Genomic DNA, 24896 nt, shown 5'->3' with positions numbered 1-24896 from the left:
CAAAATTGATGCAGAAACAGAGGTTATAAAATTTATAATTACTCAATTGTTGAATTCTTTAACTGAAATGTTTTCCATTCTTTTAAAAAAAATTACATTTGAAAATCAAAACACTTATTAACAAGCTATTATGAAATTAAAAAACTACTTCTCTATATTTATAATTCTTCTTTCTTTTCAAATTTCTTTTTCACAAGAAAAAGTACTTTTTGTAGGAAACAGTATGACATACTATAATGATATGCCAAATCTTTTTCAAGAAATTGCGAACCATAAAGGGAAAAATGTTGAAGCACAATATTATGCTCCAGGTGGGACAGGATTTGTGAATCATTATGTAGATAATAATGTGTATAATTTATTTAAAAATAACATTTGGGATGTTGTAGTCTTACAACCTGGAACAGGTGAATCTGCTGGGGCTTCTTGGCCAGTTAATACAACTATTGAAAGAGGTGAAAAATTAATTGATTCTATAAAAAAATATAGCCCATGTGCTAAAATTTTTCTTTATGAAATTCCTTATGGCATAAAAGCAACAAACAATATACCTGATTATAATGATTATCAAAGCATACAAACTAAAATTAAGGATTCCATAACAAAAATGGCTAATGCTCTTGAAATCCCTTTCGTTCCTGCTGGAGAATCTGCTAGAATGCATTTAACCAATCAACAAGATTTATTATTACATAATAATTATAATGATGTTCATCCAAATCTTAATGGTTCATATTTAGTAGCTTGTTCTATGTTTGCAGCTATATATCAAGAAGAAGTAAGTATGTCAAATTATTTGGGAGGAATTACCCAAACCAATGCAACTTATTTCCAAGATATTGCTGACCAAGTTGTTTTACCTAATAAAACAGATTGGGTAATTAACATTTATAATCTCTATGCTGATTTTAATGCAATAACGAACAATTTTACGGTAGATTTCACAAATCAATCTACAAATTTTGACAGTATAGAATGGGATTTTGGAGACGGAACTACTTCAACGGAAGAAAATCCAACACATACATTTATATCAAATGGAATAAAAACGATTCAGTTAAAAGCTATAAAAAATGGCTGTGAAGAAACAATTACTAAACAAATTACGATAGGAACGCTTTCTAATGAAATCTTCCATGCAAATAAAATAATGTTATACCCAAATCCCTTTGTTGATGTATTACACATATCTGACAGAGAAAACTTTTCATTCAAAATAATTAATTCTTTAGAACAAGTTGTTTACGAAAATACATCAAATAGTAAGGATTATTCTATCAATATATCAAACTTAAATACGGGAATATACTATATTATTACGAGTCATAATCAAAAACTAAAAATTATAAAAAAGTAAAAATCATTTTTGCATTTTACATTCATAAAAGAAATAGTACTTCTCCATTAAATAGAAAAATACATTTTATTACTTTTACTTAAAATATAGAAGAATGGAATACCAAAAAATCATCAATACCATTTTTGATGAAGTGAAGCAATTAAAAGATAAAGGAAATATTGCTGATTACATTCCTGAATTAGCAAAAGTTAACGCTAATAAATTTGGAATTGCTCTAATAGATAATAAACAGAATATATACAGAACTGGAGATGCAAACGAACATTTTTCGATACAAAGTATATCAAAGGTACTTTCAACAGCATTAATTTTTTCTAAAATAGGAAACGAACTATGGAAAAGAGTTGGTTTTGAACCATCAGGAAATTCTTTTAATTCTTTAGTCCAATTAGAATATGAAAACGGAATTCCAAGAAACCCTTTTATTAATGCTGGAGCTTTAGTTATTGCCGATTTAATGCTGGAACATTTCGAAAATCCGAAAGAATATTTTTTAACTTTTATTAGAGAATTAGCGGAAAACAATACCATCAATTATAATGAAAAAGTAGCCCAATCTGAAAGAGAAAATGGATACAGAAATGCAGCTTTAGTAAACTTTATAAAATCATTCAACAACATAAAAAATCACCCAGATGATGTTTTGGATTTTTATTTTTATCAATGTTCAATAGAAATGAGCTGTGAAGATTTAGCTAAATTATTTCAAGTATTTGCAAATAATGGAATAGTTCCAAAAAGTAAATTTCAATTTTTAACCACTAGTCAATGCAAACGAATAAATGCATTAATGCAAATGTGTGGTTTTTACGATCAAGCAGGAGAATTTACATTTAAAGTAGGTTTACCTGGAAAAAGTGGTGTTGGTGGTGGCGTTGTTGCTATTTTTCCAAACCATTATACTGTAGCAGTTTGGAGCCCAAAATTAAACAAAAAAGGAAATTCTTATTACGGATTAGAAACATTAGAACGATTGACTACAATTACCGAAGCTTCAATCTTTTAAATAAATTCTAATGAATAAAAACTATTTCAAAAAAGTTATATCGCAAATAATCCTTACTTTTGCATTTCCTAAAATTTCAAGATTATGATTTATAAGTTCCGAGCTATTCTCGATGCAGAAGAAGATATTTTTAGAGATATTGCAATTGAAAAAGAAGCTACACTAGAAGATTTACATAATGCTATTGTAAATGCTTTTGGTTTTGATGGCACCGAAATGGCTGCTTTTTATACTTGTGATGAGAACTGGACACAAGAAGACGAAATTCCATTATTTGATACTGGAGATGTTCCTGGAGAAATGAGAATAATGAATGATTTTATCTTAGAAGATAACTTAGATCAATATCAAACTAAAATTATATATGTATATGATTTCTTCAATATGTGGACATTCTTAGTTGAATTAGCTGCTATCGAAGAAAAACAAGAAGGAGAAACCTATCCTGCATTATTATTTTCTCATGGACAGATTCCTGCAAATGCTCCTGACAAATCATTTGAAGCTGATGATTTTGGATCAGATTTTAATGATGATTATGACGAAGACGATTTAGATATGTTTGAAGGAGATGATAGCTTTGAAGATTTCGGATTTGAAGAAAACTGGAATTAATTTCTAAAAATACAGATAATAACTTTTAAAAAATAATTAGAAACAAAATAAGCGTACTTATGCTCTTATTTTTGTTCTATATTCTAAAATAATGATAAACTTATTTAATACACATATAGAAAACCTTTCTATTCACAGAGTTGGAAATAAAAGCAGAAACGAAGCTATTTTTTTATCTGAAAACCCATATGGTTTAAATGATGAAATAATGCCATTATTGAAAGAATACTTTTTTAAACCTTTTCGTGAAAAAGAAGAAAATTACTATCAATTTGCACACGAAGTAGATTTAGAATATAACGAAATGTATAATTTAGCTACGAGCGTTTTTGAGAACCCTAGTGAAATACATGCTGTTTCTAAAAAAATTACGCACCACCTTTTTGAACAATCAAATCATCCACATATTAAAAATGGAGAAGTATATGTAACTTATTTTACAAATGTTTCAATAGACAATAATGTAGTAGATGCAATAGGTGTTTTCAAAAGTGAAATAAAAAGTGATTTCCTTCAATTTGAAGAAAAAGGAAGTAATCTTGAAATGATATTACAACAAGGAATTAATTTAAATAAGTTAGACAAAGGGTGTATCATCTTTAATCATAAAAAAGAAGAAGGTTACAAAATTTTAACTGTTGATAGTAACCGTTATGACGCTCGTTATTGGTTAGAACATTTCTTATCAGTAGATGTATTTCAAGATGAAAATTTTATGACAAAGAAATATTTAAAATTTTGTCAAGATTTTGCTAAAGATGTTGTTTTACCTGCTGAAGATAAACAACAAGAAGTATTATTTATGAATAGAGCTGTAAATCATTTCGCTAAAAATGATGAATTTGAAGAAACAGCTTTTTTAAATGAAGTAATGCAAAATCCTGAATTTATTCCTGAATTTAAAAATTATAAAGTAGACAAAGGAGCAAAATATAGTATTGAAGACGTTTCAAGTTTTCCAATTGCAAATGCTGCTGTAACAGATGCAAGAAAGAAAATGAAAAATACTATTCAACTTGATACCAACATACAAATTAAACTTGATTTTATAAATCCAGAAAGCGCAGAAAAATTTGTAGAAAAAGGTTGGGATGAAGAAAAACAAATGTATTACTACTTAGTTTACTTCAACAAAGAACAAAAAAGTTAATCCTTAAATAAAAATTAAATAGATCCTCAATTTGAAATAGTTGAGGATTTTTTTATATCATATTGTTAATTAAATCCCTTTTATCAGAAAAAGTAAAAGTTTACCTTTAATCTCAAAAAACAATTTTTAAATTAACTGACTATATTTAAAATTTGATTTATATTTGTTTGAACTCCAAAAAAAACAGTATTAGACTGTTAAAACACATTTCAGATACATGAACAAATTGGTGAAACTAAATTCTATTATATCTATAATGATTCCTTTATTGGCAATCTTATTGTTAATAGCGCCTTGTTCTGTTCGAAATCATATAGAAACAACATTAGGTGTAGAAAACACTAAACCTTTAAACAAAAATAAAGCAACAATTCCCCAAACAAGTAATTGTACATCTTGGGAAAATGCAGTTCAAAAATCTGGTATTGAAATAAGTAAAAAAGAAATCAAAAAAGATTTTATATTAAAATCATATAATTATTTTCACTCCTATTCTTTTAACTTTCTTACAAATACTTTTTTCTTAAACTCAAATAGAAATTCGAAAATTTCTATTCCATTTTACATTTTATATAAAAGATTAAAATACATGATTTTAACAACAAATATTACCGTTTAAAATTTAAAAATCTTTTTATATAAAATTACATTAAAATGCAAAATCAAAAATTATTGCAGTCATATAATATGGCTGGACTTTTCACATTATCATTACGATTAGTTATTGGCTGGACTTATTTTTCTGCATTCTGGCGAAGATTAATATTAGAAAATAAGTTAGATCCAGAAACTTCAGGATACATTGGCGAAAAATTTAATCACTTTCTACCTAATGCACTACTAATAAAACCTATAATTGAACACCTTGTAAGCAATCCCGATTCTTTATGGTGGGCAATGGCAACCTTTACTATTATTGAAGCAATCGTTGGTTTATGCATAATGCTAGGCCTTTTTACTCGATTAATGAGTATAGGTGTTTTTAGTTTAGCCATGGGTATATTATTAGGATCAGGATGGTTGGGAACAACTTGTTTAGATGAATGGCAAATAGGCGTTTTAGGAATAGCATCAGGATTTACATTATTCTTATCAGGTAGTGGGAAATATTCTTTAGACTATCTTTTACTTAAGAAAGAATTTAAAATAACAAACTTTAAATACTTTAATTGGCTAGGTTCAGGTGTCTTAAAAATAAAATTAAACATATTACACCGTATAGTACTTATAGGCTCAATTTCCATCTTATTCATCACATTATTTACCAATCAATATTTTCATGGAGGAGTTTGGGGAACATTGCATAACAAATCTGTTAAACCAAAAATCGAAATAAAACATACTGAAATAATAAACAATACACTCTCTTTTCAAGTATTTAGAGTTGAAGGTGCCGATGTTTATGGTTCATTTTTAATTGGTATAAATCTTTCAGATTCTAAAAGAAACTCCATTATAGAATTAGATGGAAAAGCACTTTCAAAATTCCCAAAAGAGAACATTCACAATCAATATGTTACAAAAGTTAAAAATGGAAAACACAGCATGATAATTCCACTAGGAGCAAAAGCAAAATTACTTATAAAAGAAGAAAAATTATCAACATTACCAAAAGGAGAATACCACTTAACCTTAACAGATATTAGTGGTGCAACTTGGTCTGATATTATTAAATTATAAATTCAAAATAACATTAAAACCTTAGGTTAGCAAAGTATATTAACCTAAGGTTTAAAATTTAATCTATCTTTGTTAAAACTGACACATAAAACAATATAAACCATTTAAATATTTTATAAAATATTGAAAATGACGAAACAATTATACAAACACATAAACCAATTTATCGCTTTCGAAGAAGAACATTTCTCAAAAGTACTTTCTTATTTTGATCAAAAAGAATTAAGCAAAAAAGAAATTATAATGAAAGCAGGAGAACTATGCAATTATAATTATTTTGTACTTGAAGGATGTTTACACATGTATTATATTAATGATAAAGGAATTGAAAAAACAGTACAATTTGCGATAAAAAATTGGTGGTTATCCGATTATTTAGCATTATATAATAGACAAAAAACCGATTTTTACATCCAAGCAGTTCAAAACACTCATATTCTTTCAATAGATTATGAAAACCAAAATGAACTATTAATAAAATTTCCTAGTTTAGAAGGCTACTTCAGAAATATTTATCAAATTGCTTATGGTGCTTCAATTATGAGAGTTAAAAAACATTTCGATTATTCAAAAGAAGAAATATTTTTTCGATTTAGTGAAGAGTTTCCAGAATTTATACAACAAGTACCTCAATATTTAATAGCATCATTTCTAGGATTAACACCAGAATATGTTAGCGAAATTAGACGAAAAAAACGTTCTTAAACTAGCTTAACTTTTTTCTTATTATTAGCGAATATCTTTACATCAAATTTAAAATACAATACAAAATGGAAAAAAGAATTCAAATTGATGTTATAGAACCGGAAGCATATAAAGCTATATTCGCATTAGAAAATTATCTCCAAAAAAGTAATCTAAGTAACACACATAAAGAACTTATTAAAATAAGAGCTTCCCAAATTAACAGTTGTGCATTTTGCATAGATATGCATACAAAAGATGCTTTAAAATATGGAGAAACACAACAAAGACTTTTTTTATTAAACGCATGGAAAGAAACAGATTTGTTTACAGAAGAAGAAAAAACACTCTTACAAATCACAGAAGAAATTACATTAATTCATCAACAAGGACTATCTGATGAAACATATAAAAAAGCAATAAAAATATTTGATGAAAACTATTTATCTCAAATTATAATTGCAGTTATTACCATTAATACTTGGAATAGAATTGCAATAAGTACAAATAAACCAATTGAAAATTAAAACCTAAACAATTATGAAAATTAAAAATATTGTTCTTTTTACAATATTAACACTCTTATTAAGTTGCAATACAAAAAAAGAAGAAAACAGCACAACTGTTGAAATCAAAAAACAAGACACTGAAATAGAAATATTAAAAACTATCGATGAAAATTTACCTACAATAGGATTATTAATGTATAATGGCGTTCTTACAACAGAAGTCACAGCTCCATTAGATGTTTTTACAAAGCCAACTATTGATGGAAAAAAACTTTTTAATGTAATTACTATTGCAGAAAATAAAAACATAATTATTAGTGAAGAAGGATTAAAAATCCAACCCGATTATACTTTTGAAAATGCTCCAAAACTAAATGTTATATTCGTTCCTAGTGCCTATGACGTAAGCAGTCAAGTAAAAAACAAAAACACAATAGCATTTATAAAAACACAAAATGAAAACACCAATTTCACAGTTAGTAATTGTGCAGGAGCTCAATTAATAGGAGAATCAGGAATTGCTAATGGTAAAAAAATTGTAACTTGGATTGGAGGAGGAAAAGAACTTCAAAAAAATTATCCTAATCTAATTGTGCAGAACGATTCATTAGTAAGCTATATTGAAGATGGAAAATTTCTTTCTTCAAATGGAAATTTAGCCAGTTACATTTCATCTTTAGAACTATTAGAAAAAATGACAAATAAAGAGCATAGAAAATTTGTTGAATCTTATTTATACCTTGATCGATTACAAAATTGGAAAAAATAAAACGATCATAATTTAAGAAAGAAGTTGAAATTATTAATAATCTCAACTTCTTTTCATTTATATCTATTCATAAAATTTAACAAATTCCTTGTTTTTTCTTAAATAAAAACTAAAACGTTAAAAAAAACTAAAATTAAAATCGTTTTTAAATCCGAAATAGTAATTCTCATTATATTTAAAGCTTCTAACAACCTAAACCATAATATCTATGAGATTTTATACTCTTTTAGTTGTTTTTTGCTTATCATTATTGAGTAATGCCCAAGATTACTTCCCAAAAAATGATGGTGTAAAACAATCTTTTAAAAACTACGTTGCAATAAAGAATGCAACCATATACGTTTCATCCAATCAAAAATTAGAAAATGCTACTTTAGTATTTAAGGATGGGAAAATTACTGATATAGGAACAAACATCACATTACCAAAAAATGCAACTATAATTGATGCTACTGGAAAAACAATTTATCCTTCTTTCATTGATATTTATAGTGAATTTGGAATTGATAAACCGCAACCTAGACCAAATGGAAACTTCACACCTCAATATGATACTGAAAGAGAAGGTTATTACTGGAATGATCATATAAAACCAGAATATAATGCTTACGAAAATTTAAAATATGATGCCAAATCTGCCGAATCACTTCGTGAAATTGGTTTTGGAACTATAGTAAGTCATCACAATGACGGAATCATTGCAGGAACAGGTTTACTTTGGACATTAAATGATGATGATAATAATGCGAAACGAATTTTAAACACGAAAGTTTCCCAACATTTCACTTTTAATAGAAGTAAATTCACTAAACAAAGCTATCCATCGTCACTAATGGGTGGAATGGCATTAATACGCCAAGTATATCATGATGCAAAATGGTATGGACAAGGAAATTCAAAAACAAAAGATTTATCATTAGAAAGCTTTAATGCAAATAAAAATTTAATCCAAATTTTCAATGCTGGAGACAAATTAAACAGCTTACGAGCAAGTAAAATAGCTAAAGAATTTGGAATAAATTATTTAATCAAAGGAAGTGGAAATGAATTTGAAAAAATAACCGAAATTAAAAATACAGGAGCAACATACATTATTCCTTTAGATTTTCCTGATGCTTACGATGTATCTGATCCATATTTAGCACAACAAGTTAGTTTAAGTGATATGAGATTTTGGAATCAAGCTCCTTTCAATTTAAAAATTTTGGCTGAAAACAACATTAATTTTGTATTAACAGCTTATGATAATAAAAATGCAAAAGATTTTTTGACCAATTTAAGAAAAGCAGTACAATATGGTTTACCAAAAGAAAAAGCATTAGCTGCATTGACTGAAACTCCTGCAAAATTATTAAATCAATCTACGCAAATTGGATCATTAAATAAAGACTCTTGGGCTAATTTTATCATAGTTTCAGGTGATCTATTTGATGAAAAAAATACCATTCATGAAAATTGGGTTCAAGGAACAAGAAATATTATTGACAAAATGAACGTTCAAGATATTCGAGGAGAATATAACGTGACATTTAACAACAATACTTTTGATTTAAAAATTTCGGGTGAACTAGATAAATTAGAAGCTAAAACTTCTAAAGACAGTATCGATTATGGAACTAAAATAACTTATAAAGAACCATGGATAAACTTAGTTATTAAATCTAAAGATACTATTAAAAATGCCTATTTCAGATTAACTGGGACTAAAAACAATACAACATTAGAAGGGAAAGCTGTCTTAGAAAATGGGAACGAAACTACTTGGAAAGCTGTTAAAAAAGAAATAACAGAAACAAAAGAAGATAAAAAAGATAACAAAAAAGACGAACAGAAAATACCTGAAATGATTCCTGTTACATTCCCAAATATTGCTTATGGAAATACTGAAAAACCAAAACAAGAACAAATTTTATTCAAAAATGCAACTGTTTGGACAGGTGAAAAAGAAGGAAATCTAACAGAAACAGATGTTTTAATAGAAAATGGGAAAATCTCCAAAATTGGAAAAAACATTTCCGCATCAAATGCAAAAATTGTAGATGCAACAGGAAAACATTTAACCGCTGGAATCATCGACGAACATTCGCATATTGCAATATCAAGAGGAGTTAATGAAGGAGGACAAAATTCTTCAGCAGAAGTAACTATCGAAGATGTAGTAAACTCTGATGATATTAATATTTACAGAAACTTATCTGGAGGAGTTACATCCTCAAATTTACTTCATGGTTCTGCTAATCCTATTGGTGGTCGTGCAGCTCTAATTAAATTAAAATGGGGTTATTCACCAGAAGAAATGATTGTAGAAGACGCTCCTAAATACATCAAATTTGCATTAGGAGAAAACGTAAAGCAATCAAACTGGGGAAGTGGTCGTTTTCCACAAACTAGAATGGGTGTTGAACAAGTTTATGAAGACTATTTTACAAGAGCATTAGAATACCAAAAAGAATGGAGTGATTACAAATCAAATAAATCGAAAAACAAGGTAATGCCTCGATTTGACATTGAAATGGAAGTTTTAGGAGAAATCTTAAATAAAAAACGCTTCATTACTTGTCATTCTTATGTACAATCAGAAATTAATATGCTAATGAAACTAGCAGATCGTTTTAATTTTAAAATTCAAACTTTCACGCACATCTTAGAAGGATACAAATTAGCTGATAAAATGGCTGAACACGGTGTAGGAGGCTCAACATTTGCAGATTGGTGGGGTTATAAATACGAAGTAAAAGATGCAATTCCATACAATGCAGCATTAATGAATGGACAAGGAGTTGTTGTTTCAATCAATTCTGATGATGCTGAAATGTCAAGAAGACTAAATCAAGAAGCTGCAAAAGCAGTAAAATATGGAAATATTTCAGAAGAAGTTGCTTGGAATTTTGTAACACTAAATCCTGCTAAATTATTACAAGTTGATGATAAAATTGGAAGTATAAAAGTAGGTAAAGATGCAGATATCGTACTTTGGACAGACAATCCTTTATCAATTTATGCTAAAGCAGAAAAAACAATTGTAGATGGAATTATTTTTTATGATTTAGAAAAAGAAAAAGAAACTTTAGCTACAATTCAAAAACAACGTAGCGAACTTACAAATAAGTTACTCGAAGCTAAAAATAAAGGATTAAAAACACAAGCTCCAAAGAAAAAAGAAATTGGTCATTATCATTGTGATACTGTAGGCGAAAATTGTAAAGTAGCACATTCTAAATATCAATAATCTTCTAAATTTAGACAAAATGAAAAAATATATATTATCATTATTAATTAGTTGTGTTGCCTTTGCCCAACAAACACCAGCTCCCAAACAAACTAAAAGTATTCTAATTACTGGTGGAAAAGCTCACATTGGAAATGGAAAAGTTATTGAAAATAGTTTAATTTCTATCTCAAACGGAAAAATTACAACAATAACTGACGCTACAAATGTTAGACCTGAAAAGCACGACATCTATATTGATGCATCTGGGAAACACATTTATCCAGGATTTATTGCTGCAAATGCAACACTTGGATTAGTAGAAATTGACGCTGTTAAAGCCTCTAATGATGAAAATGAAATGGGACAAATGAATCCGCACATTAGAAGTATAATTGCATATAACTCAGAATCTGGATTAGTAGAAGCCGCAAGACCTAATGGTGTTTTAGTTGCACAAATTGCGCCAAGAGGAGGTAGAATATCAGGTACATCTTCTGTTGTTCAATTAGATGCATGGAACTGGGAAGATGCAATTGTAAAAGAAAACGATGGCATACATTTAAGCTGGCCAAGAAGTTACTCAAGATCAGGATGGTGGGCAGAACCAGGAGGAATTGAACCCAATAAAAAATATGATCAACAAATCACAGAAATTCAAGATTTTTTAAATGATGCAAATGCTTATGTTGCATCAAATCCTAATGTTAGAGATATTCCTTATGAAGCAATGAAAGGACTTGATACTGGTGAAAAACAACTTTTTGTACATGTAGATGGCGAAAAAGAAATAATTGATGCTATACTCTTTAAAAAGAAAAACAACATCAAAAAGATGACACTTGTAGGTGGTTATTATGCTTACAAAAATGTAGCATTATTAAAAGAAAACAATGTTTCTGTATTATTAAGAAGAATACACGATTTACCATTATTAGAAGATGAAGATGTAAACTTACCTTATAAAAATGCAAAAATCCTTTATGATGCTGGAATTATTGTAGGATTACAAAATGCTGGAGATATGGAACGTATGCAAATACGAAACCTACCTTTTTATGCAGGTACTTGTGCAGCTTGGGGAATAGATAAAGAAGATGCATTAAAGCTAATAACATCAAATACTGCTAAAATCTTAGGAATTGATGCTAATTACGGCACACTTGAAACAGGTAAAAGTGCTACTTTATTTATATCAGAAGGAGATGCATTAGACATGAGAACAAATAAAGTAACAAACGCATTTATAGATGGTAGACAAATTAGTTTAGAAAGTCATCAAACTGAATTATACGATAGATACAAAGAGAAATATAACGCAGAAAAATAAAATTATATTTATTTAAAACAAAAATCTCATAAAACTAAATAATTTAGTTTTATGAGATTTTTGTTTTATAAAGCCTTTTCTTGTAAATAGATTCATGAATAACTTTTGTAGATTTGCAAAATAAATCAATTTCATGAAACAAATAACTTCTATACAAAATCCTTACATAAAATCACTTGTTCAACTTCAAGAAAAAGCAAAAGTTAGAAAACAAACAGGTACATTTTTAATTGAAGGAAAACGCGAAATTGAATTAGCTATAAAAGGAAATTATGAAATTGAGACTGTTCTATTCTATCCCGAATTAATCTCTGAAAAAGAACTACATAACTTTATTTTTTCAAGCAAAACCGAAAAAATTGAAATATCAAAAGAAGTATATCAAAAGTTAGCATACAGAGACAGTACCGAAGGAATCTTAGCTATAGCCAAAACAAAACCATTACAATTATCTAATTTAAAATTATCACAAAACCCTTTAATTCTTGTTGCTGAAGCACCAGAAAAACCTGGGAATATTGGAGCATTACTTCGTACAGCAGATGCAGCAAATATTGACGCTGTAATTATTGCTAATCCTAAAAGTGATATGTATAATCCAAATATAGTACGATCAAGTGTAGGATGTTTATTTACAAGACAAATTGCAACAGCAACTTCCGAAGAAACAATTGCTTTTCTTAAAGAAAATAATATTGCTATTTATTGTGCTACATTACAAGATTCAACACAATATCATTCTCAAAATTATACAACTCCTACTGCAATGATTGTAGGAACAGAAGCTACAGGATTAACTGAAATTTGGAGAAAAAACAGCAATCAAAATATTATAATTCCAATGCAAGGAGAAATTGATTCTATGAATGTTTCCGTTGCAGCAGCCATATTATTATTTGAAGCAAAGAGACAAAGAGGTTTTTAAACCTGCTCTTAAATATTACTTTTCTTCTCTTAATCTAATTATTATAATTGAAGTTAAACCTATCTCTTGCACAATCCATAACTTTGTTATAACTTTATGAATATTAAAGTTGCCATATGACAGAAATTGATTTAGAAGCCGAAAACAAAGCCATTGCCCAAGAATACAAAGAACTCCTTCGCATTAGTTACCAAACGTTAACAGATGAAGACAAAAAACTCATTCGTAAAGCCTTTGATGTAGCTGTTGACGCTCATAAAGAACAAAGAAGGAAATCGGGTGAAGCCTATATCTTCCACCCTATTGCTGTTGCAAAAATTGTAGCCTCAGAAATAGGCCTTGGAGCAACTTCTATTGCGGCTGCTTTAATGCATGATGTTGTTGAAGACACAGACATTACAGTTGATGATATTGCAAAAATGTTTAATCCTAAAATTGCAAAAATCGTAGAAGGGTTAACCAAAATTGCAAAAGTAAAAACCGATCAAGATGTATCTGTTCAGGCTGAAAATTTTCGTAAAATGCTACTTACATTAAATGATGATGTAAGAGTAATTCTTATAAAAATTGCCGATAGATTGCACAACATGCAAACTATGGACAGCATGGCAGAATATAAACAAGCCAAAATTGCTTCAGAAACGTTATATATTTATGCACCTTTAGCACATCGTTTAGGTTTATATAATATTAAAACGCAATTAGAGGATTTAGGTCTGAAATATACCGAACCCGAAATTTTTAAAGAAATTATAAGCAAAATAAAAGAAACTAAACAAGAGCAAGACGAATATATTAAAACAATTTCTAGTGTTTTATCCGAATCATTAAATGAAGAAGGAATAGAATATAGTATAAAAGGTAGACCAAAATCTATTTATTCTATTCGCAGGAAAATGAAAAATCAAGGCGTTACTTTTGATGAAGTCTATGATAAATTTGCTTTAAGAATCATTTACAAATCAAATCCACATGATGAAAAATTTCTAGCTTGGAAAATATATTCTGTAGTTACAGATCATTATCGTCCTAGTCCTAGTCGTCTTCGCGATTGGATATCATCTCCAAAATCTACAGGTTATGAAGCATTACATATTACTGTTATGGGACCAAAAGGAAGATGGGTAGAAATACAAGTACGTAGTGAGCGTATGGATGAAATTGCTGAAAAAGGATATGCAGCTCATTATAAATATAAAAACGGAAATTCTGAAGAACACGGATTGGAAGTTTGGTTAAATCAATTAAAAGAAGCACTAGAAAGCCAAGCTGCAAATGCTGTTGATTTTGTTGAAGATTTTAAACTAAACTTGTATTCTAAAGAAATCTATATTTTTACTCCTAAAGGAGATATAAAATCTCTTCCAAAAGGAGCAACAACGCTTGATTTTGCATTTAGTATTCATACAGATATTGGAGTAAAAACAAGAGGGACAAGAGTTAATGGAAAATTAGTCCCTTTAAATCATGTTTTAAATAGTGGAGATCAAGTTGAAATTATTACCTCTGTAAATCAAAAACCAAGTGTACAATGGCTAGATTATGTAACAACGTCAAGAGCAAAAAATAAAATCAAGAACTCTTTAAACGAAAACACTAAAAAAATAGCAGAAGACGGAAAAGAAATTTTAAATCGTAAACTACGCCATCTAAAAATCACATTAAATGAAGCTTCTACAAATGAACTAGTCAATTATTTTAAATTACAAACTAGCCTAGATTTATTTTATCGCGTAGGAATTGGAGCAATTGAAAATCAACAATTAAAAGATTTTGCTGCCCAAAAAAGTAATACTTTAGTTAATTTCCTTAAAAAGCCTTTTAACAGAACTCCATCTGTAAAACCTGAACAAATACAAAAAAACGAAATCAGTAAAAAATATGATATGCTGGTTTTTGGAGTTGAACAAGATAAATTAGACTATAAACTATCTACTTGCTGTAATCCTATACCAGGTGACGATGTTTTCGGTTTCATCACAATTAATGAAGGTATTAAAGTACATAGAAAAGACTGTCCAAATGCTATAAGCCTTCAATCTAACTATGCCTATAGAATCATTCCTGCTAAATGGATAGATTCTAGCCAAGAAGAATTTAAAGCTATGTTAAACATAACTGGAATGGATACATTAGGTTTAACCAATGAACTCACCAAAGTAATTTCAAATCAAATGCATGTAAACATCCAAAATATTACTTTAAGTGGAGAAGCTGGAATTTTTAATGGAAAAATAACTGTTATTGTTCCTAACAATACTATTTTAAAAAGACTTATTGATAATATTAAAAAAGTTGATGGAATTGATAAAGTGTCACGTATTTATCAAAACTAAACTCTGAAGAAATAAAAAATCTAATTACTCATAAATAAAACATTATAAATACTAATTGTTGAAAAAAAAGCAAAACTTCTAACATCAAAGTTCTAAGTTTACTTATCTTTGCAATTATTCAGTTAATCCAAATGGAAGACAATAAAAATCAAGAAATTGTAAAAAACGTATTCACTAAATACCTTGAGGAAAAAGCACATCGCAAAACTCCAGAGCGCTATGCTATACTACAAGAAATTTACAATTCTAAGGAACATTTTGATATTGAATCGCTATATATTAAAATGAAAAACAAAAACTATCGTGTTAGTAGAGCTACTCTATACAATACAATAGAATTATTATTAGAATGTGGATTAGTTCGTCGTCATCAGTTTGGACAAAACCAAGCACACTACGAAAAATCCTATTTTGATAAACAACACGACCACATCATTTTAACAGATTCTGGGGAAGTTATAGAATTTTGTGATCCACGAATTCAACAAATCAAAAAAACCATGGAAGAAATGTTTGATATTGAAATACATACTCATTCATTGTATTTTTATGGAACCAAAAAAGAAAAATAACAACACACATACAATATTAATATAAATTAACTACTAAAAATGACTGTAGATTTACTACTAGGGCTTCAATGGGGAGACGAAGGTAAAGGAAAAATCGTCGATGTATTAACTTCAAATTATGATATTATTGCTCGTTTTCAAGGAGGTCCAAATGCTGGACATACTTTAGAATTTGACGGAATTAAACATGTCCTTAGAACAATTCCTTCAGGAATATTTCATAAAAATGCAATCAATATTATTGGTAATGGAGTCGTAATTGACCCAGTTGTTTTTCAAAAAGAGTTAGAAGGACTAGAAAAATTCAAAATGGATGTCACATCTAAATTGCTTATTTCTAGAAAAGCTCATTTAATTTTACCAACGCACCGTTTACTTGATGCTGCTTCTGAAGCTTCAAAAGGAAAAGCTAAAATTGGTTCTACACTAAAAGGTATTGGTCCAACTTATATGGACAAAACTGGTAGAAATGGATTAAGAGTTGGTGATATTGAACTAGAAGATTTTAAACTTAGATATAGAACTCTAGCCGACAAACATGAAGCTATGATTTCTTTTTATAATGTAGATTTACAATATGATTTAAAAGAAATGGAAGAAGAATTCTTTAAGTCTATTGAAGATTTAAAGAAACTAACTTTTATAGATAGCGAAGAATATCTAAATAACGCATTAAAAAGCGGAAAATCAATTCTTGCAGAAGGTGCTCAAGGCTCATTATTAGATGTTGATTTTGGAACTTATCCATTTGTTACATCTTCAAATACAACTGCTGCTGGTGCTTGTACAGGGTTAGGAATTGCCCCAAACAAAGTAAAAGATGTTTATGGAATTTTTAAAGCTTACACCACAAGAGTAGGTAGCGGACCATTCCCTACAGAGTTATTTGACAATGATGGAGATACAATGGCAAAAGTAGGAAACGAATTTGGTTCTGTTACTGGTCGTGCCCGTCGTTGTGGTTGGTTAGATTTAGTAGCATTAAAATATGCTGTTCAAGTTAATGGTGTTACTCAATTATACATGATGAAAGGCGATGTACTTTCTGGATTTGAAACCTTAAAAGTTTGTACAGCTTATAAATATAAAGGAAAAGAAATAAATCATCTTCCATATAACATTGAACCAGAAAACATCACTCCTATTTTTACAGAAATGAAAGGATGGAAAGCTGATTTAACAGGAATGACAAACTATGATGAATTGCCAATAGAATTGAAAAATTATATAGAATTCATTGAAAAAGAAGTTGAAGTACCAATTAAAGTTATATCGGTTGGCCCAGACAGGAAACAAACGATTACCAAATAAATTAAATTAAAACGCTTTCAAAAGAGAAAGCGTTTTTTATTATAAAAAAATCTTAATAGAGAAGTCTTATTCTACTTTTTACTTATTTTTGACACAAAATAAATTCAGTTGAAAAAAATAGCGTACTATATTATTTGCTTTTTACTGTTTGGAACACTTACAAACGCGCAAGAAAAAGGAAAAAAGACAGATCTAACAGAAAAGGAACAAACAAAAAAAATCATAATTGAACATTCTGATTTTATTGACATGAACCAATATGAAATACCTGGAGCAACTGTTTTCACAGGAAATGTAAGAGTATTGCATAATGGTACAAAAATCAACTGTAACAAAGCCTATTACTTCACAGAGGAAAACTACGTAAAAGCCTTTGGAAATGTACAAATCAATCAAGGTGATACCATAACAATGAACAGTCGATATGCAGAATATGACGGAAAAGATGAATTTGCTTTTGCAACTGGAGATGTAAACCTTCATTCTCCTGAATCAACTTTAACAACTGACACTATTTTCTTTGACAAGAAAAAACAAATAGCTTATTACAATAGCTATGGAACCATTGTTAATAAAGAAAACACCTTAAAAAGCAAATCTGGAAGATATTTCTTAAACTCAAAAAAGTATCAATTTACATCTGCTGTTACAGTTACAAACCCTAAAAGCACAATTAAAACAAATCATTTAGACTATTATGAAAACTCTGGTCATGCATACGTTTTCGGACCATCAACCATAACCAGTAATGACAATGTTATTTATACAGAAAATGGATTTTATGACACTAAAAATGATGTTGGAAAACTTCAAAAAAATAGTAAAATAACTTATAATAATAAAATTATAGAAGGAGACGATTTATATTATGATCAAAAAAGGAACTTTTCAAAAGGCATAAACAATGTAAAGATTACAGATACTATAAACAATATGGTTGCAAAAGGTCATTATGCTGAAATGTATCGTAATACTCAAACCAGAAAAGATTCCATTATTTTAACCAAAAGAGCAGTTGTTATTACGAAAGTAGAAAACGATTCTCTATACATGCATGGAAAAAAGATATTAGTAACTGGTCCACCAGAAGATAGAGTAATAAGAGCTTTTAATAATGTACGTTTTTATAAAACAGACATGAGCGGAAAATGTGACTCTATACATTCTAACAACAAAACAGGGATTACACAATTAATAGGCAAACCTGTTCTATGGAATAATGACAATCAAATGACTGGTGATGTAATGCACCTAATAGGAAACAATAAAACAGAAAAATTAGATTCTTTAAAGGTATTAAACAACGCCTTTATAGTTCAAAAAGACACATTAAGTGAAAATGGATACAACCAAATTAAAGGACAAAATTTATACGGAAAATTTAAAGATAATAAACTAAGCCAAGTAGATGTTATCAAAAATGCTGAAGTTATTTATTATATGTACAATGATAATAACGAATTAGTAGGTATCGATAAAAAAGTATGTAGTAAATTGAATTTTGAATTTGAAGATGATCAAATAATCTCTCAAACAGCTTTTAATCAAGTCGAAGCTAATACTTATCCCGAATCCGAATTCCCTGAAAATGCTAGGAAATTAAGAGGATTTGTTTGGAGAGGAGATGAAAGAATACACTCAAAAGAAGATATTTTCCCTGAAGATGAAAATATTCTACATGAAAAAATACTTATTGAAAGTAAAAAGAAAGCGCTTGAAGAAGACATTCCAATGGAAGTCTTAAAAGAAACCTTAGAATATGATAAAAAAAATCCTAAGCCTAAGAAGAAAGAGTAATTTAAGTTCTTTATATTATGAATTTAAATAAAATTTAAAAATGCAGATAATAATTAGAGTAATTTTATTAGTTTTTACTAATATGCCTTTTTTTATCTATTCTCAAAATAGACCATCTATTGAAGATTTTGGAGTAAGACATCTTGAAATTATATTTCAAAAAGACACAGTAGATATAATTATTAAATCGAAAAAAGGTGATGAACAAAAACAAAAACCTATTTTTCTATTTTGTCAAGGAAGTTTACCTATTCCGCTGTTAAAATATGATAAAAAAGGAAATTATGGTATAACTCCTTTTAATACCGATTTAATTTGCGAAGATTTTCATTTAATTATAATTGGAAAACCTAACATACCTCTACTATCAAGTAAAGAAAACCTCGGTAAAAACAGTACTTATTTAGATAAAAATGGTAAATTCCCAACAGAATATTCAAACAAAAACCTTCTTGATTATTATGTAAAAAGAAATAAATTTATTCTAAATTTTTTAATAAAACAAAAATGGGTATCAAACAGAAAACTAGTTGTTGCAGGACATTCTGAAGGAAGTACAATAGCAGCGAAATTGACAGAAATTTATCCTAAAATAACCCATTTAATTTACGCAAGTGGAAATCCAATGGGTAGAATAATGTCAATGATAAATCAAAATAGAGCTATAGAAAGTGATTCCCTAAAACTTGCGGAAGATGAAATCAAATATTGGGAACATGTTGTTAATGATAAAGACAATTTAAATGACGATTTTGGAGATACAAACAAAGCATCGTATCAATTTTCAAATCCACCTATTCAGTACTTAGAAAAAATAAAAATCCCTATTCTCATTTCTTACGGAACAAAAGACTGGTGTGCACCTTTTATAGACTTCATGAGAGTAGACTTTATAAGAAAGCATAAAACAAACTTTACATATAACCCATATATTGGCTTAGAACATAACTTTTTTCCTTTATTAGAGAATGGAAAACCTAATTATGCTATTTTTAATTGGGATAAGGTTGCTAATGATTGGATTAATTGGCTAAAAACAAATTAAAAATGATTGAAGATTTTTTCAAATACCAAGCTCAAACTTCCCCACATCCATTAGCTATGGAAATATCTCATGCAAAAGGAAGCTATATATATGATACTGAAGGAAATGAATATTTAGATTTTGTAGCAGGCGTTTCTGCAAACACTTTAGGTCATCAACCAAAACGTGTAAATGATGCAATAAAAACTCAATTAGACCTATATTCACACGTAATGGTCTATGGTGAATATGCTCAACAACCAGCAACTCAGTTTTGTAAATTATTAGCCTCTCTCCTACCTGAACCATTAAATAAAACCTATTTAGTAAATTCAGGAACAGAAGCTATTGAAGGCGCTTTAAAATTAGCACGAAGAGTTACAGGTCGAAGTCAACTTATTTCTTGTCATCATGCATATCATGGGAATACAATGGGAAGTATGAGTGTAATGGGTTTTGAAGAACGCAAACAAATTTTTCGTCCATTAATACCTGATGTAGATTTTATTACCTTTAATAACGAATCCGATTTAGATAAAATAACCACTAAAACTGCTGGTATCATTTTAGAAACCATTCAAGGCGGAGCTGGTTTTATACAACCTGAAAATGACTTCTTACTTAAAGTACGTCAAAAATGTAATGAAGTTGGTGCAATTATGATTTTAGACGAAATCCAACCAGGATTTGGTCGAACAGGTAAACTATTTGGTTTTCAAAATTATAATATGATTCCTGATGTTGTTGTAATGGGAAAAGGAATGGCTAGCGGAATGCCAGTTGGTGCATTTACTGCTTCTTCTGAAATGATGAATTTATTAAGTCACGATCCAAAATTAGGACACATTACCACTTTTGGAGGTCATCCAGTTATAGCAGCAGCAGCATTAGCGACACTTCAAGAAATAACAGAAACGAATTTAATGCAAGAAACTCTAGAAAAAGAACAACTTTTTAGAGAATTATTAATCCACCCATTAATAAAAGAAATAAGAGGAAAAGGATTAATGTTAGCAGTCATGACAGAAAGTCCTGAAATAACAAATCAAGTTATCCTAGAATGTCATAAAAAGGGCGTCATCCTTTTCTGGCTACTGTTTGAAGGTAAAGCAATACGCATAACTCCTCCTCTAACAATATCAAAAGAAGAAATAAAAAAAGGATGTGGCATCATTCTTGAAGTTCTAAATACTATAACTTTATAATCTAAATCATCTTAAATTAAGTGATGTTTATAATCATAAAGCTATTATATAAAAGTGTTAATTAAATTGTTTAAAACAATTCAAGCACAAAAAAAATTGTCCCTTTAAAATTCTTAATTTTAATAAAGGACAAAACCCATAAAATTATTGCTATGAGATTGAGTCACGATGAAGAAGAAAACAACTTATCCTTATCAAAATTTGAATCTATGTTAAAAACAAATAAAGTTTTTTTCTTTGATTCAGAAGAATTTGAAGACATTATACTTCATTATATGGATACAGGTCGAATGAATTTAGCTAAAAAAGCGCTAAAACTTGGTCTAGAACAACATCCTAAATCAACAGGATTAAGGCTCGTTCAAGTTGAAATGTTAGTCTATGAAGATAGATTAGACATCGCACAAAAATTACTTACAGAATTATATGCCATTGAACCAAACAATGAAGAAATATACATTCAACAAGCTAATATTTATTCCAAACGAGATCAACATGAAAAAGCTATAGATTCATTAAAAATTGCATTAGATTTTACTGATGATTTAGCAGATGTATATTCAATGATAGGCATGGAATATCTATTCATGGATAATTTAGAGAAAGMAAAACAATACTTCATTAAATGTTTAGAAGAAGACAATGAAGATTATTCTGCGCTATATAATATTGTATATTGTTTCGATTTCTTAGATCAAAACGAAGAAGCTATTCAATATTTAGAACAATTTATTAATAAAAAACCATATAGTGAAGTTGCTTGGCATCAATTAGGAAGACAATTCTATTCCCTTAAAAATTATGAAAAATCAGTTTGGGCTTTTGATTACGCTACTTTAATTGATGAAAACTTTTTAGGTGCTTATTTAGAAAAAGCAAAAGGATTAGAAAAATTAAAACAATACAAAGAAGCTATTGAATGTTATAACATTACAATGGAATTAGATGATCCAACATCATTTGCTTTATTAAGAATTGGAAAATGTCATGAAAAATTAGGAAATAAAGATTTAGCTCTTAAGTTTTACCTAAGAACGGTACATGAAGATCCATTATTAGATAAAGCTTGGATTGCAATAACCGATTTTTATATTCGTCAAAAAAACTTCCAAAAAGCTATTTATTATGTAAACAAAGCTATAGGAATTGATGGTGACAATAGTTTGTATTGGAAGAGATATGCTGCTATTTATCAAGGAATGCAATTTTACGAAGAAGCAGAATTAGGCTATAGAAAAGCATTTGAAGCTGGAGACATTCATCTTGACACTTTTGTTCTATGGACCAATATGTTACAAGAATTAGGTGAATATGAAACTGCAATTGAAATTTTATTACAAGCAACTGAAGTTTTTCCAGAAGAATATGAAATAGAATATCGTTTAGCCGGATTATATCATCTTACAGCAAATCCTAAAAAAGGAAATTTTCATCTAAATAATGGTTTACGACTAAACTTTAAAAATCACACTATTATTCAAGAAATTTTCCCATTAATGTGGAAAAAAAAGACAGTTCAAAACATCATTGAAAAATATAGAAATTAAACAAATAGTTTATATAAATTTGTCATTCAGAATCTAATAAAATAATTATTTTCTGAATGACATTTATTTTACAAGCATGAGAAAATTTTTCCCCGATTATCTACTTATAACATTAAAAGGAATTGCAATGGGAGCTGCTGATGTAGTTCCAGGAGTTTCTGGAGGCACAATTGCTTTTATATCTGGAATTTACCAAGAACTAATTGATAGTATTAATAAAATTAATTTTTCTGTACTAAAAAATGTCAAAAAAAATGGTTTAAAAGCTACTTGGGCTTCAATAAATGGTAATTTCTTATTTGCTTTAATCCTTGGAATAGGAATTAGTATTTTAACCTTTTCTAAAGTAATTACACATCTTTTAGATACTCAACCTATATTAGTTTGGTCTTTCTTTTTTGGTCTTGTAATAGCTAGTATTGCATTTATATGGAAAGAAATAACAAAATGGAGTTTAAAAACATATATAACTCTTATCATTGGTATTCTTATTTCATATTATATAACAATTGCAAAACCAGTAGAATCACCTGATAGTTTTCCTTACTTATTTTTATCTGGATTTTTAGCTATAATTGCTATGATTTTACCAGGTGTTTCAGGTGCTTTTATTTTACTTTTAATGGGCTCATATGAAGTTGTAATTGGAACCATAAATCAATTTAGAGAAGGACTAGCAACTATGAATTTTGATATTATTGGTCATGCAATGATAAAATTAATGACTTTCGGATTAGGAGCAATTTTAGGATTAAAACTATTTTCTAAGATACTTACTTGGATGTTTAATCATCATAAAAACACAACACTTACCGTTCTAATAGGATTTATGATTGGTTCTTTAAATAAAATTTGGCCATGGAAAAAAATACTGGAAACTCGAGTAAATAGTCATGGGGAAATTGTTCCGTTTTTAGAGAAAAGTATTTTACCACAACATTTTGAAGGAAATCCACAAATTTTAACGGCTATAATTATGTCAGTTTTTGGATTTGTTTTAATTTTCGGATTAGAAAAAATTGCAAATCGCTTAGGCAAAAATTAAAACATTATGTCAAAGAAGAAGAAAAATAAAAAACAAGTAAAATTTGGACTAATTGGTAAAAACATTAGCTATTCTTTTTCTAAAAAATATTTCAACGATAAATTTAAACTCCTTCATTATGATAATTGTGAATATTTAAATTTTGATATTAAATCTATTAAAGAATTTCCTGAAGTTTATCTAGAAACAAAGGGGTTAAAAGGATTAAATGTAACCATTCCATACAAAGAAGAAATAATTCCATATTTAGATAAGCTATCTAAAAACGCTAAAAAAATAGGTGCCGTAAACACTATTATTATTTCAAAAAAGAAAAAACTAAAAGGCTACAACACGGATTATTATGGATTTAAAAAAACATTAAAACCATTATTAACAGAACAACATAAAAAAGCATTAATTCTAGGGACTGGAGGAGTAAGTAAAGCAATTGCTTTTGCTCTTAGAAAATTAAAAATTGAATTTGATTTTGTTTCTAGAAATCCTTCTGAGTTTGAATTATCCTATGAAGAAATAAATAAAGAAATATTTGATGACTATCAAATCATCATCAACACTACTCCTCTAGGAACTCATCCAAATATTGAAGAAGCTCCAAATTTAGATTATTCTCTATTTACTACTAATCATATTGCATACGATTTAGTCTATAATCCTGAAGAAACAATGTTTTTAAAGAAAGCTAAAGAAAATGGAGCAATCATTAAAAATGGCTATGAAATGCTTATTTTTCAAGCCGAAAAAGCATGGGAAATTTGGAATGGATGATTCTACCATAATTAACTATAAAAAATATAAAAAGCAAGAAAGAATTACTGGTTTC

Annotated in this window: 21 protein-coding genes; all 21 read left to right on the top strand. The window is 28.6% G+C overall.

Annotated elements, in window-relative coordinates; all coding sequences use genetic code 11:
• Nucleotides 1-130 precede the first annotated feature (130 nt).
• The 21 genes from SY27_RS01625 (at nucleotide 131) to SY27_RS01525 (ending at nucleotide 24841) form a co-directional block, all read left to right on the top strand.
• A complete protein-coding gene (locus tag SY27_RS01625) occupies nucleotides 131-1357 on the top strand; it encodes a PKD domain-containing protein (protein WP_045966788.1) in 1227 nt (408 codons plus the stop codon).
• Between the two features lie 94 nt (nucleotides 1358-1451).
• Nucleotides 1452-2366: a glutaminase gene (locus tag SY27_RS01620; RefSeq protein ID WP_045966787.1), complete on the top strand. Its 915-nt coding sequence runs from the start codon at nucleotides 1452-1454 to the stop codon at nucleotides 2364-2366.
• 84 nt (nucleotides 2367-2450) lie between these two features.
• On the top strand, nucleotides 2451-2981 hold the full coding sequence (locus SY27_RS01615; protein ID WP_045966786.1) for a hypothetical protein: 531 nt from the start codon (nucleotides 2451-2453) through the stop codon (nucleotides 2979-2981).
• 91 nt (nucleotides 2982-3072) lie between these two features.
• The gene (locus SY27_RS01610; protein WP_045966784.1) at nucleotides 3073-4131 is read left to right on the top strand and encodes a nucleoid-associated protein; all 1059 of its coding nucleotides are present in this window, start codon (nucleotides 3073-3075) and stop codon (nucleotides 4129-4131) included.
• Nucleotides 4132-4387: 256 nt separating this feature from the next.
• On the top strand, nucleotides 4388-4750 hold the full coding sequence (locus SY27_RS01605) for a hypothetical protein (protein ID WP_045966782.1): 363 nt from the start codon (nucleotides 4388-4390) through the stop codon (nucleotides 4748-4750).
• Nucleotides 4751-4785: 35 nt separating this feature from the next.
• On the top strand, nucleotides 4786-5811 hold the full coding sequence (locus SY27_RS01600; RefSeq protein WP_045966780.1) for a TQO small subunit DoxD: 1026 nt from the start codon (nucleotides 4786-4788) through the stop codon (nucleotides 5809-5811).
• A gap of 129 nt (nucleotides 5812-5940) precedes the next feature.
• Nucleotides 5941-6516 (top strand): Crp/Fnr family transcriptional regulator, encoded by a 576-nt coding sequence (locus SY27_RS01595; RefSeq protein ID WP_045966778.1) that lies wholly within the window; start codon nucleotides 5941-5943, stop codon nucleotides 6514-6516.
• A 65-nt stretch (nucleotides 6517-6581) separates the two neighbouring features.
• Nucleotides 6582-7022 carry a carboxymuconolactone decarboxylase family protein gene (locus SY27_RS01590; protein WP_045966776.1) on the top strand — a complete coding sequence of 147 codons (441 nt, stop codon included), beginning with the start codon at nucleotides 6582-6584 and terminating at the stop codon, nucleotides 7020-7022.
• Nucleotides 7023-7035: 13 nt separating this feature from the next.
• Nucleotides 7036-7773: a DJ-1/PfpI family protein gene (locus SY27_RS01585; RefSeq protein WP_045966775.1), complete on the top strand. Its 738-nt coding sequence runs from the start codon at nucleotides 7036-7038 to the stop codon at nucleotides 7771-7773.
• 208 nt (nucleotides 7774-7981) lie between these two features.
• Complete coding sequence (locus tag SY27_RS01580) at nucleotides 7982-11002, top strand: amidohydrolase family protein (RefSeq protein WP_045966774.1); 3021 nt, start codon at nucleotides 7982-7984, stop codon at nucleotides 11000-11002.
• A 19-nt stretch (nucleotides 11003-11021) separates the two neighbouring features.
• The gene (locus SY27_RS01575) at nucleotides 11022-12311 is read left to right on the top strand and encodes an amidohydrolase family protein (protein ID WP_045966773.1); all 1290 of its coding nucleotides are present in this window, start codon (nucleotides 11022-11024) and stop codon (nucleotides 12309-12311) included.
• A gap of 133 nt (nucleotides 12312-12444) precedes the next feature.
• Complete coding sequence (locus tag SY27_RS01570; RefSeq protein ID WP_045966772.1) at nucleotides 12445-13236, top strand: RNA methyltransferase; 792 nt, start codon at nucleotides 12445-12447, stop codon at nucleotides 13234-13236.
• 116 nt (nucleotides 13237-13352) lie between these two features.
• Nucleotides 13353-15572: a bifunctional (p)ppGpp synthetase/guanosine-3',5'-bis(diphosphate) 3'-pyrophosphohydrolase gene (locus SY27_RS01565; protein ID WP_045966770.1), complete on the top strand. Its 2220-nt coding sequence runs from the start codon at nucleotides 13353-13355 to the stop codon at nucleotides 15570-15572.
• A 131-nt stretch (nucleotides 15573-15703) separates the two neighbouring features.
• On the top strand, nucleotides 15704-16144 hold the full coding sequence (locus SY27_RS01560; RefSeq protein WP_045966768.1) for a Fur family transcriptional regulator: 441 nt from the start codon (nucleotides 15704-15706) through the stop codon (nucleotides 16142-16144).
• Between the two features lie 39 nt (nucleotides 16145-16183).
• Nucleotides 16184-17455, top strand: a complete 1272-nt coding sequence (locus SY27_RS01555; protein ID WP_045966766.1) for an adenylosuccinate synthase — start codon at nucleotides 16184-16186, stop codon at nucleotides 17453-17455.
• A gap of 108 nt (nucleotides 17456-17563) precedes the next feature.
• Nucleotides 17564-19252, top strand: a complete 1689-nt coding sequence (locus SY27_RS01550; protein ID WP_045966764.1) for an OstA-like protein — start codon at nucleotides 17564-17566, stop codon at nucleotides 19250-19252.
• A gap of 40 nt (nucleotides 19253-19292) precedes the next feature.
• Complete coding sequence (locus SY27_RS01545) at nucleotides 19293-20297, top strand: S9 family peptidase (RefSeq protein WP_052705070.1); 1005 nt, start codon at nucleotides 19293-19295, stop codon at nucleotides 20295-20297.
• A 2-nt stretch (nucleotides 20298-20299) separates the two neighbouring features.
• Nucleotides 20300-21481 (top strand): aspartate aminotransferase family protein, encoded by a 1182-nt coding sequence (locus SY27_RS01540; RefSeq protein ID WP_045967445.1) that lies wholly within the window; start codon nucleotides 20300-20302, stop codon nucleotides 21479-21481.
• 152 nt (nucleotides 21482-21633) lie between these two features.
• Nucleotides 21634-23028, top strand: coding sequence for a tetratricopeptide repeat protein (locus tag SY27_RS01535; RefSeq protein WP_045966762.1), 1395 nt, complete (start codon nucleotides 21634-21636; stop codon nucleotides 23026-23028).
• A 76-nt stretch (nucleotides 23029-23104) separates the two neighbouring features.
• Complete coding sequence (locus SY27_RS01530; RefSeq protein ID WP_045966760.1) at nucleotides 23105-24073, top strand: DUF368 domain-containing protein; 969 nt, start codon at nucleotides 23105-23107, stop codon at nucleotides 24071-24073.
• Between the two features lie 6 nt (nucleotides 24074-24079).
• Nucleotides 24080-24841, top strand: a complete 762-nt coding sequence (locus tag SY27_RS01525) for a shikimate dehydrogenase (RefSeq protein ID WP_045966758.1) — start codon at nucleotides 24080-24082, stop codon at nucleotides 24839-24841.
• The last annotated feature ends 55 nt before the right edge of the window (nucleotides 24842-24896 follow it).

Source organism: Flavobacterium sp. 316, assembly GCF_000967805.1.
In the GTDB taxonomy this organism is placed as follows: Bacteria; Bacteroidota; Bacteroidia; order Flavobacteriales; family Flavobacteriaceae; genus Flavobacterium; species Flavobacterium sediminilitoris.
Note: the sequence above shows the minus strand (reverse complement) of the source record. Positions and strands in the feature narration are given on the sequence as shown.

Excerpts from the sequence above, each read along its gene's own strand:
- SY27_RS01625 (WP_045966788.1), top strand. The coding sequence starts at position 131 with ATGAAATTAAAAAACTACTTCTCTATATTTATAATTCTTCTTTCTTTT.
- SY27_RS01620 (WP_045966787.1), top strand. The coding sequence starts at position 1,452 with ATGGAATACCAAAAAATCATCAATACCATTTTTGATGAAGTGAAGCAA.
- SY27_RS01615 (WP_045966786.1), top strand. The coding sequence starts at position 2,451 with ATGATTTATAAGTTCCGAGCTATTCTCGATGCAGAAGAAGATATTTTT.
- SY27_RS01610 (WP_045966784.1), top strand. The coding sequence starts at position 3,073 with ATGATAAACTTATTTAATACACATATAGAAAACCTTTCTATTCACAGA.
- SY27_RS01605 (WP_045966782.1), top strand. The coding sequence starts at position 4,388 with ATGATTCCTTTATTGGCAATCTTATTGTTAATAGCGCCTTGTTCTGTT.
- SY27_RS01600 (WP_045966780.1), top strand. The coding sequence starts at position 4,786 with ATGCAAAATCAAAAATTATTGCAGTCATATAATATGGCTGGACTTTTC.
- SY27_RS01595 (WP_045966778.1), top strand. The coding sequence starts at position 5,941 with ATGACGAAACAATTATACAAACACATAAACCAATTTATCGCTTTCGAA.
- SY27_RS01590 (WP_045966776.1), top strand. The coding sequence starts at position 6,582 with ATGGAAAAAAGAATTCAAATTGATGTTATAGAACCGGAAGCATATAAA.
- SY27_RS01585 (WP_045966775.1), top strand. The coding sequence starts at position 7,036 with ATGAAAATTAAAAATATTGTTCTTTTTACAATATTAACACTCTTATTA.
- SY27_RS01580 (WP_045966774.1), top strand. The coding sequence starts at position 7,982 with ATGAGATTTTATACTCTTTTAGTTGTTTTTTGCTTATCATTATTGAGT.
- SY27_RS01575 (WP_045966773.1), top strand. The coding sequence starts at position 11,022 with ATGAAAAAATATATATTATCATTATTAATTAGTTGTGTTGCCTTTGCC.
- SY27_RS01570 (WP_045966772.1), top strand. The coding sequence starts at position 12,445 with ATGAAACAAATAACTTCTATACAAAATCCTTACATAAAATCACTTGTT.
- SY27_RS01565 (WP_045966770.1), top strand. The coding sequence starts at position 13,353 with ATGACAGAAATTGATTTAGAAGCCGAAAACAAAGCCATTGCCCAAGAA.
- SY27_RS01560 (WP_045966768.1), top strand. The coding sequence starts at position 15,704 with ATGGAAGACAATAAAAATCAAGAAATTGTAAAAAACGTATTCACTAAA.
- SY27_RS01555 (WP_045966766.1), top strand. The coding sequence starts at position 16,184 with ATGACTGTAGATTTACTACTAGGGCTTCAATGGGGAGACGAAGGTAAA.
- SY27_RS01545 (WP_052705070.1), top strand. The coding sequence starts at position 19,293 with ATGCAGATAATAATTAGAGTAATTTTATTAGTTTTTACTAATATGCCT.
- SY27_RS01540 (WP_045967445.1), top strand. The coding sequence starts at position 20,300 with ATGATTGAAGATTTTTTCAAATACCAAGCTCAAACTTCCCCACATCCA.
- SY27_RS01530 (WP_045966760.1), top strand. The coding sequence starts at position 23,105 with ATGAGAAAATTTTTCCCCGATTATCTACTTATAACATTAAAAGGAATT.
- SY27_RS01525 (WP_045966758.1), top strand. The coding sequence starts at position 24,080 with ATGTCAAAGAAGAAGAAAAATAAAAAACAAGTAAAATTTGGACTAATT.